The organism is Teichococcus aerofrigidensis (genome assembly GCF_054073225.1).
The window spans coordinates 1-6,635 of sequence record NZ_JBSXMU010000157.1; the positions used below are offsets into that span (position 1 = coordinate 1).

The window sequence follows — 6,635 nt, forward strand, 5'->3', positions numbered from 1 at the left end:
CTGGCTGGACCGGCCGCTGGCGCCCTGGACCCTGCTCGACCTCGCGGAGGATCTCTATGGCGCCGATGCCGGCATGGCGCTGCTGGCGGCCATCGCCGGCGTCGCGGTGGCCGGGTACCGCCTGGCGCCGCTGCCGCGGCTGGCCGCGCTGATCGCCGCCACGCGCTGCGCCGACCCCTTCCTCTCCCGCCCCTGGCGCTTCGAGCAGGCTCTGGCGCAACTGGCCGAGTGGCGGGCGCGGCAGGAGGAGAACCGGCGCGTCGCCGTCTGCCTCGGCATGGCCTTCTGGAAGCGGCGGCGCATCGCCGCGCTCTTCGCCCATGCCAGCGGCGGGCCGGGCTTCGCCGCCACCCCGGCGGGCGCCCTGCGGCGGGCGAAGCGGCAGGGCGGGGCCGTCGCCGCCTGGGCCGCCGCCATCCCGCCCGGCTTCCGCGAGGCCTGCGCCGCCCAGGGCGTGGCGCTGCTCGCGGTGGAGGACGGCTTCGTCCGCTCGCGCGGGCTCGGCGCGCGCTTCCTGCCCGGCGCCGCCTATGCGGTGGATGCGCGCGGCATCTATTACGACCCCGCGCGCCCGAGCCAGCTGGAGGTCCTGCTGGCCGAGGCCGACTTCCCGCCGGCCCTGCTGGCCCGCGCCGCGGCGCTGCGCCAGGCGATCGTGGCGCGCGGCGTCACCAAGTACAATCTGGGCGGCGCCACGCCGGCGATCGCCGCGCCGCCCGGCCGGCAGCGCCTTCTGGTGCCGGGGCAGGTGGAGGGGGATGCCTCGGTGCGACTCGGCGGCGGGCCGATCCAGGGCAACCTGGCCCTGCTGCGCGCCGTCCGCGCCGCGCATCCGGAGGCCTTCCTGATCTACAAGCCGCACCCCGATCTGGAAGCGGGCTTCCGCCGCGGGCGGCTGGAGGCCGGGGAACTCGCCGCCCTGGCCGACCAGGTGGTGACCGGCGCGCCGCTCGCGGCACTTTTCCCGCAGATCGACGCGTTGCACACACTGACCTCCCTCTCCGGCTTCGAGGCCCTGTTGCGCGGCCTGCCCGTCACCACCTGGGGGCAGCCCTTCTATGCCGGCTGGGGCCTGACGGAGGACCGCAACCCGCCGCCCCGGCGCGGGCGCCGCCTCAGCCTCGATGCCCTTGTCGCCGGCGCGCTGATCCTCTTTCCCCGTCAGGTGGACCCCGTGACCGAACTGCCCTGCCCGCCCGAGACCGTGCTGGAGCGCCTGGACGACCCCGGCGCCTGGACCCTCTCCCCCTGGACGCTGCACCGCGGGCTGGAGGGCCGCATCCGCGCCGCGCTGGCCCGGATCGGGCGGCTGCGGTGAGGTTCCGCCACGTCGTCATCACCGGCGCCTCGCGCGGCCTGGGCGCGGCCCTGGCGCGGCGCTTCGCCGCGCCGGGCGTGCGGCTCGGCCTGATCGCCCGGGACGAGGCGGCCCTGGCCGGGGTGGCCGCCGACTGCGCCGCCCGTGGCGCCCTGCCGCAGGTGGCGCGCTGCGATGTGCGCGAGGCGGAGGCGCTGGCGCGGATCGTCGCCGGCTGGGAGGCCGAGGCGCCGGTGGACCTGGCCATCGCCAATGCCGGGATCAGCGCCGGCACGCGGCCGGATGGCCGCGCCGAGGGGCTGGCCGCGCTGCGGGCGCAGATCGAGGTGAACCTGCTGGGCGCCGTGCATCTGGTGGAGGCGGTGCTGCCGGGGATGCAGGCGCGGCGCCAGGGCAGCCTCGGGCTGGTCGCCTCGCTCGCCGCGTTCCGGGGCCTGCCGGACAGTCCCGGCTATTGCGCCAGCAAGGCCGGGCTCTGGGCCTATGGCGAGGCGCTGCGGGCCGGGCTCGGGCCGCGCGGCCTGCGCGTCACGCTGATCGCACCCGGCTTCTTCGAGAGCGCCATGGGGGAGCGCTGGGTCGGCCCGCGCCCGCTCTCCCTCACCGCCGTGGCGGCCGCCGACCGCATCGCCCGCGCCCTGCAGCAGGGCGACGCGCAGCTCGCCTTCCCCTGGCCCCTGGCCTGGGCGCTGCGCCTCGCGCCGCTGCTGCCGGCGGCGGCGGTGGACGCCCTGGTGCGGCGCATGGCCTTCCAGGTGCGGGAGGGGTGAGCGGCGGGGCCGGGGCGACCGCCACCCGGCCTCAGGCCTCCCGCGGCCGCAGCAGCCAGCAGGCCAGCCCGCAGCCCGCCAGCTGCGCCGCCACCAGCAGGAAGGCCAGGTCGTAACGGCCGGTCCAGCCCACCAGCAGGGTGAAGGCGAGCGGCCCGCCGATCGAGCCGAGGAAGCCGAAGAGGCTGGCGGCGGAGGTGACGTCGCTGACCAGGGCGGCGGGCGCGACCCGGGCCAGCTCGGCGATATGCACGCCGTTCCAGCCGATGGCGGTGAAGCCCACCAGCATGGCGCAGCCCTGCAGCAGCCAGCCGCCCTGTCCGCCCAGCGTGACGAGCAGGCCCACCGCCAGGGCCGAGGCGGCGGCTTGCAGCACCAGGTGGCGCATCGCCTGGCCCATGCGGTCGGCCAGCCAGCCCATGGCGATGCGCCCCAGCATGCTGGCGCCCTGCATCGCCGCCATGGTCCGCCCCGCCTCGGCCAGCGAGGCGCCGTGGCGGGTGACGAGATAGGTGGCGGTGAAGGCCATCAGGCAGGCCTGCATCACCGAGAAGGAGGCGCCCAGCGCCGTCAGCAGCGGCAGGGTGGGGTGGCTGCGCAGGATGCTGGCGGAGCGGAGCAGCGCCGCGGGGGAGAGGAAGGCGCGGGCCCAGCCCGGCCGGGCCTCGCCGCGCTCGCCGTCCAGGCGGCGCCGGAAGGGCTGCACCACCAGGATGGTGAGGAGGCTGACGGCGATCAGCATCCAGAGCGCGGCGGAAAGCCCCTGGCCGGCCACCAGCGGCGCCACGATCAGGCCGGCCAGCGCGCCGCCCAGCGGCACGCCCGCCTGCTTGATCGAGAAGATCAGCGTGCGGTGCCGGCGCGGCGCGGCGCGCATCAGGATCTGGCTGCCCGCCGGGGTGTTCGGCGCGGCGCCGAAGCCGATGGCCAGCGCGCCGAGCAGGGCCGGGAGCCCGAGCGGCTGCGACAGGACGAACAGGCCGAGGGCGGTGCAGGCCAGGCCGATCTGCAGGGTCCGCACCGGCCCGTGATGGCCGAGCATCGGCCCGCCGCAGGCCAGGCACCAGCAGATGCCGGCCGAGGTCATGGCGGAGACGAGGCCGATCCCCTCCGGCGGCAGGCCGGCGCGGGCCATCAGCGGCGGCCCGAGCAGCGGGATGGCGATGGTGGCGAAGGAGCTGATGGTCTGGACGATCAGGGTCGCGACAAGGGCGCTGGCCCACAGAGGCAGTGTCAATTCCGGCTTCCACCCTTCCCGTCGCCCGGTCCTGCGGGCCGGGTCTTGCGGACAGTGTGCCGGAAGGGGGGAGGCGCGCCAAGGGACGCCCCCCCCGCCGGGCGCCTCAGTCGAGCAGGGTCTTCAGCACCGCGTGGAGGGCGTTCTTGCGCTCGAAGCCGATGCCCGGGCTGTCGTGCAGGTGGATGCGGCTGTCCCGCACCGGCGTGTCGTCGGCGAAGCCGCCGAAGGGGGCGAAGACCTCCGGATAGCTCTCGTTGCCGCCAAGGCCGAGGCCCACCGCGATGTTGAGCGCGAACTGGTGGCCGCCATGCGGCACGCAGCGGCGCGGGCTCCAGCCGTGCTGCGCCAGCATCTCCAGCGTGCGGAGGTATTCCACCAGGCCATAGGACAGGGCCGGGTCGAACTGCAGGATGTCGCGGTCCGGCCGCAGGCCGCCATGGCGGATCAGGTTGCGGGCATCCTGCATGGAGAAGAGGTTCTCGCCGGTGGCCAGCGGGCCGCCGTACTGCTCGGCCAGGGCGGCGTGGTTGCTGTAGTCCAGCGGGTCCAGGGGCTCCTCGTACCAGCGCAGCCGGTAGGGGGCGAGGGCGGCGCCGTAGGCCAGGGCGGCATGCAGGCCGAAGCGGCCGTTGACGTCGACGCAGAGCCGCGAGCCGTCGCCGCCGAGCAGCGCCAGCACCGCCTCGATGCGCTTCACGTCCTCGGGCAGCGCCTCCTTGATCGGCACGCCGGGGGCGCCGCCGATCTTCATCTTCACCACCGAATAGCCCATGCCGAGGTAGCGCCGCATCTCCTCGACCAGCGCGGAGACGTCCTTGCCGGGGTAGTAGTAGCCGCCGGCGGCGTAGATCCAGGCGGTCTCGTCCGCCTGGCCCTGGCGGAAGCGCTCGGCCAGCAGCTTCCAGAGCGGCACCCCCTCCAGCTTGGCCGCCGCGTCCCACAGCGCCATGTCGAGCACGCCGACGGCGACCGAGCGCTCGCCATGGCCGCCCGGCTTCTCGTTGCGCATCATGGCGGACCAGGCGCCGGCGGGATCGAGCCCGCCCTCCGGCGTCGCCAGCAGCGCCTCCGGCGCCTCCTGGAGGCGGGGGATGAAGCGCTCGGCCAGCAGGCCCGGCTGAGCGTAGCGGCCGTTGGAGTTGAAGCCGAAGCCGGTGGCGCTGCGGCCCTGCCCGTCCTCCACCGTCACGGCGACGATGCTCGCCGTCATCTTCGAGAAGTCGATATAGGCGTTGGCGATCTCGCTGCTGATGGGCGCGACGCCCTGGCGGATGGCGGTGATGCGCATGGGCCTGCGGTTCCTCCGGTTGCGCGCGCAGAGTAGCGCGGGCGCACCGGAAGCCCAGTCCCGGCCCTGCCGATGGGCCCCGCCGGCCCGGTCCTCAGCCCAGGGGGTTGTCAGACAGCCGGGCGAAGGGGCCGTAGAGGTCGCAGAGATCGGTCTTCGCGCTCAGCCGGCGGTAGCGCAGCTTGCCGTGCGGCTCCTGCGGCTGCACCGCCAGCATCTGCTGGCCCAGCCGGTCGAGGTAGAGCGCATGGCGGTAGCTCTCGCCGCGATAGATCACGTAGACCTCGCGGCTCTCGGCCACCTGGTCGTTCAGGTCGTCGAGCGCCCAGCGGCGCCAGGCGACCGACCAGCCCTCCCGCGTGCGGCTGAGGGCGCGGGGGTCCATCTCGGCATGCAGGGTGAAGAAGGCGCGGTGCCTCTCGACCAGCTCGCCCAGCTCATCCCGCAGCCGGCCGATCACCGGGTTGACCGGGCCGGCGGGCGGCTTGGCGGTCTGGTGGACATCCTCCCCGCCATAGCCGGTGAAGCGGGCCTTGTTGTAGTCGGCCAGGGGCGAGGGGCTGCGCCGTTCCCCCTGCAGGGGCCCCGGCAGGCTCGGTTGTTTCGGATTCTTCCAAAGGTCGCTCATCCCGCGCTCTCCGCTGAGGTGCGCGAGTTCTGCCACGGCGGGATGAACGAAAGGTGGATGCGGCGGAACCTCAGAGGGCCTCGTAGCCTTCCGCCGCGATCAGCGCGGCGACCCGCGCGCGCGGCAGGCGGGTGCGCGCGGTGACTTGGCCGGCCTCCAGCGACACCGCGACCTCGGCCGCCGGGTCCTCCGCGCGGATCGCCTCGGTCACGGCGCGGACGCAATGGGCGCAGCTCATGCCGCGCACGGCCAGGGTGATGGTCTCGCTCATGGGGTCTTCTCCAGCTCGTCCAGGATGGGGCAGTCGGGGCGGCCGTCGCCATGGCAGTGCGCGGCCAGGTGGCGCAGGCTCCGCGCCATGGCCTGCATCGCCTCGGCCTTGGCCTCCAGCGCCGCGACATGATCCAGCGCGATGCGCCGCACATCGGCGCTGGCGCGGTTGCGGTCGCGCCAGAGCGCCAGCAGGCGGCGCACATCCTCGAGCGGGAAGGCGAGCGCGCGGGCATGGCGGATGAAGCGCAGCACGGCGACATCGGCGGGGGTGTAGTCGCGGTAGCCATTGGCCAGCCGGGCCGGGACCAGCAGCCCCTCGGCCTCGTAGTGGCGGATCATCCGGGCGCTCAGCCCGGCGCGCCCGGCGGCCTCGCCGATGTTCATCGTCCGGGCCTCCAGCGCGAGAGCAGCAGCGCGTTGGACAGCACCGCGACCGAGGAGAAGGCCATGGCCGCCCCGGCCAGCGCCGGGGAGAGCAGGCCGAGCGCCGCCAGCGGGATGCCGAGCGCGTTGAAGCCGAAGGCCCAGGCCAGGTTCTGCCGGATCCTGGCCAGGGTGGCGCGGGTGACGGCCAGCGTCGTCGGCACCAGGGCGGGATCGGGGCGCAGCAGGGTGACGTGGGCGGCCGCGATGGCGGCGTCGGTGCCGCTGCCCATGGCGATGCCGAGATCGGCGGTGGCCAGCGCGGCGGCGTCGTTCACCCCGTCCCCCACCATGGCGACGCGCCGCCCCTCCTTCCGCCAGGCGGCGATCCGCGCCGCCTTCTGCTCCGGCAGCACCTCGGCCGCGACCTCGCGGAGGCCAAGCTGCCGCGCCACGGCCTGGGCGGCGGCGGCGCCATCGCCGCTCAGCATGGCCACCGCCACGCCCTGCTCCCGCAGCGCCCGCACCGCCTCCGCGGCGCCCGCGCGCGGCGTGTCGGCGAAGGCGAAGAGGGCGAGGACGCGGGGCGGCCCGGCTTCGATCGATCCGACCTCGATCAGCCAGGACAGACTCGCGCCCTTGCCGGCCTCGGTGGCGGCGGCGCCTTCCAGCGGGCCGGGCGCGGCACCGCTCTCGGCCAGCAGGCGCGGGCTGCCGAGGCGCAGGCGGCGGCCATCGACCACCCCCTCGACGCC

8 protein-coding genes are annotated in these 6,635 nt (G+C 75.3%); 2 read left to right on the forward strand and 6 right to left on the reverse strand.

Features of this window, described 5'->3' with window-relative positions:
• Positions 1 to 1,318, forward strand: a 1,318-nt coding sequence (locus ACVMLK_RS19205; RefSeq protein ID WP_457487320.1) for a capsular polysaccharide export protein, LipB/KpsS family, incomplete at its 5' end; no start/stop codon positions are given.
• Positions 1,315 to 2,088, forward strand: a complete 774-nt coding sequence (locus ACVMLK_RS19210; protein ID WP_457487321.1) for an SDR family NAD(P)-dependent oxidoreductase — start codon at positions 1,315 to 1,317, stop codon at positions 2,086 to 2,088. The genes ACVMLK_RS19205 and ACVMLK_RS19210, both read left to right, overlap by 4 nt.
• A gap of 31 nt (positions 2,089 to 2,119) precedes the next feature.
• Here ACVMLK_RS19210 and ACVMLK_RS19215 read toward each other — a convergent pair whose 3' ends face one another.
• From ACVMLK_RS19215 to ACVMLK_RS19240, 6 genes are all read right to left on the reverse strand, one after another.
• Positions 2,120 to 3,325: an MFS transporter gene (locus tag ACVMLK_RS19215; protein WP_457487322.1), complete on the reverse strand. Its 1,206-nt coding sequence runs from the start codon at positions 3,323 to 3,325 to the stop codon at positions 2,120 to 2,122.
• A gap of 106 nt (positions 3,326 to 3,431) precedes the next feature.
• Complete coding sequence (locus ACVMLK_RS19220; RefSeq protein WP_198365183.1) at positions 3,432 to 4,616, reverse strand: enolase C-terminal domain-like protein; 1,185 nt, start codon at positions 4,614 to 4,616, stop codon at positions 3,432 to 3,434.
• 94 nt (positions 4,617 to 4,710) lie between these two features.
• The gene (locus ACVMLK_RS19225; RefSeq protein WP_198365184.1) at positions 4,711 to 5,244 is read right to left on the reverse strand and encodes a hypothetical protein; all 534 of its coding nucleotides are present in this window, start codon (positions 5,242 to 5,244) and stop codon (positions 4,711 to 4,713) included.
• A gap of 70 nt (positions 5,245 to 5,314) precedes the next feature.
• Positions 5,315 to 5,515, reverse strand: a complete 201-nt coding sequence (locus tag ACVMLK_RS19230) for a heavy-metal-associated domain-containing protein (RefSeq protein ID WP_198365185.1) — start codon at positions 5,513 to 5,515, stop codon at positions 5,315 to 5,317.
• Complete coding sequence (cueR, locus tag ACVMLK_RS19235) at positions 5,512 to 5,901, reverse strand: Cu(I)-responsive transcriptional regulator (protein ID WP_198365186.1); 390 nt, start codon at positions 5,899 to 5,901, stop codon at positions 5,512 to 5,514. Before cueR ends, ACVMLK_RS19230 begins: the two co-directional genes overlap by 4 nt.
• Positions 5,898 to 6,635 (reverse strand): HAD-IC family P-type ATPase (locus ACVMLK_RS19240; RefSeq protein WP_457487323.1); only part of this gene is annotated, 738 nt, incomplete at its 5' end. The genes cueR and ACVMLK_RS19240, both read right to left, overlap by 4 nt.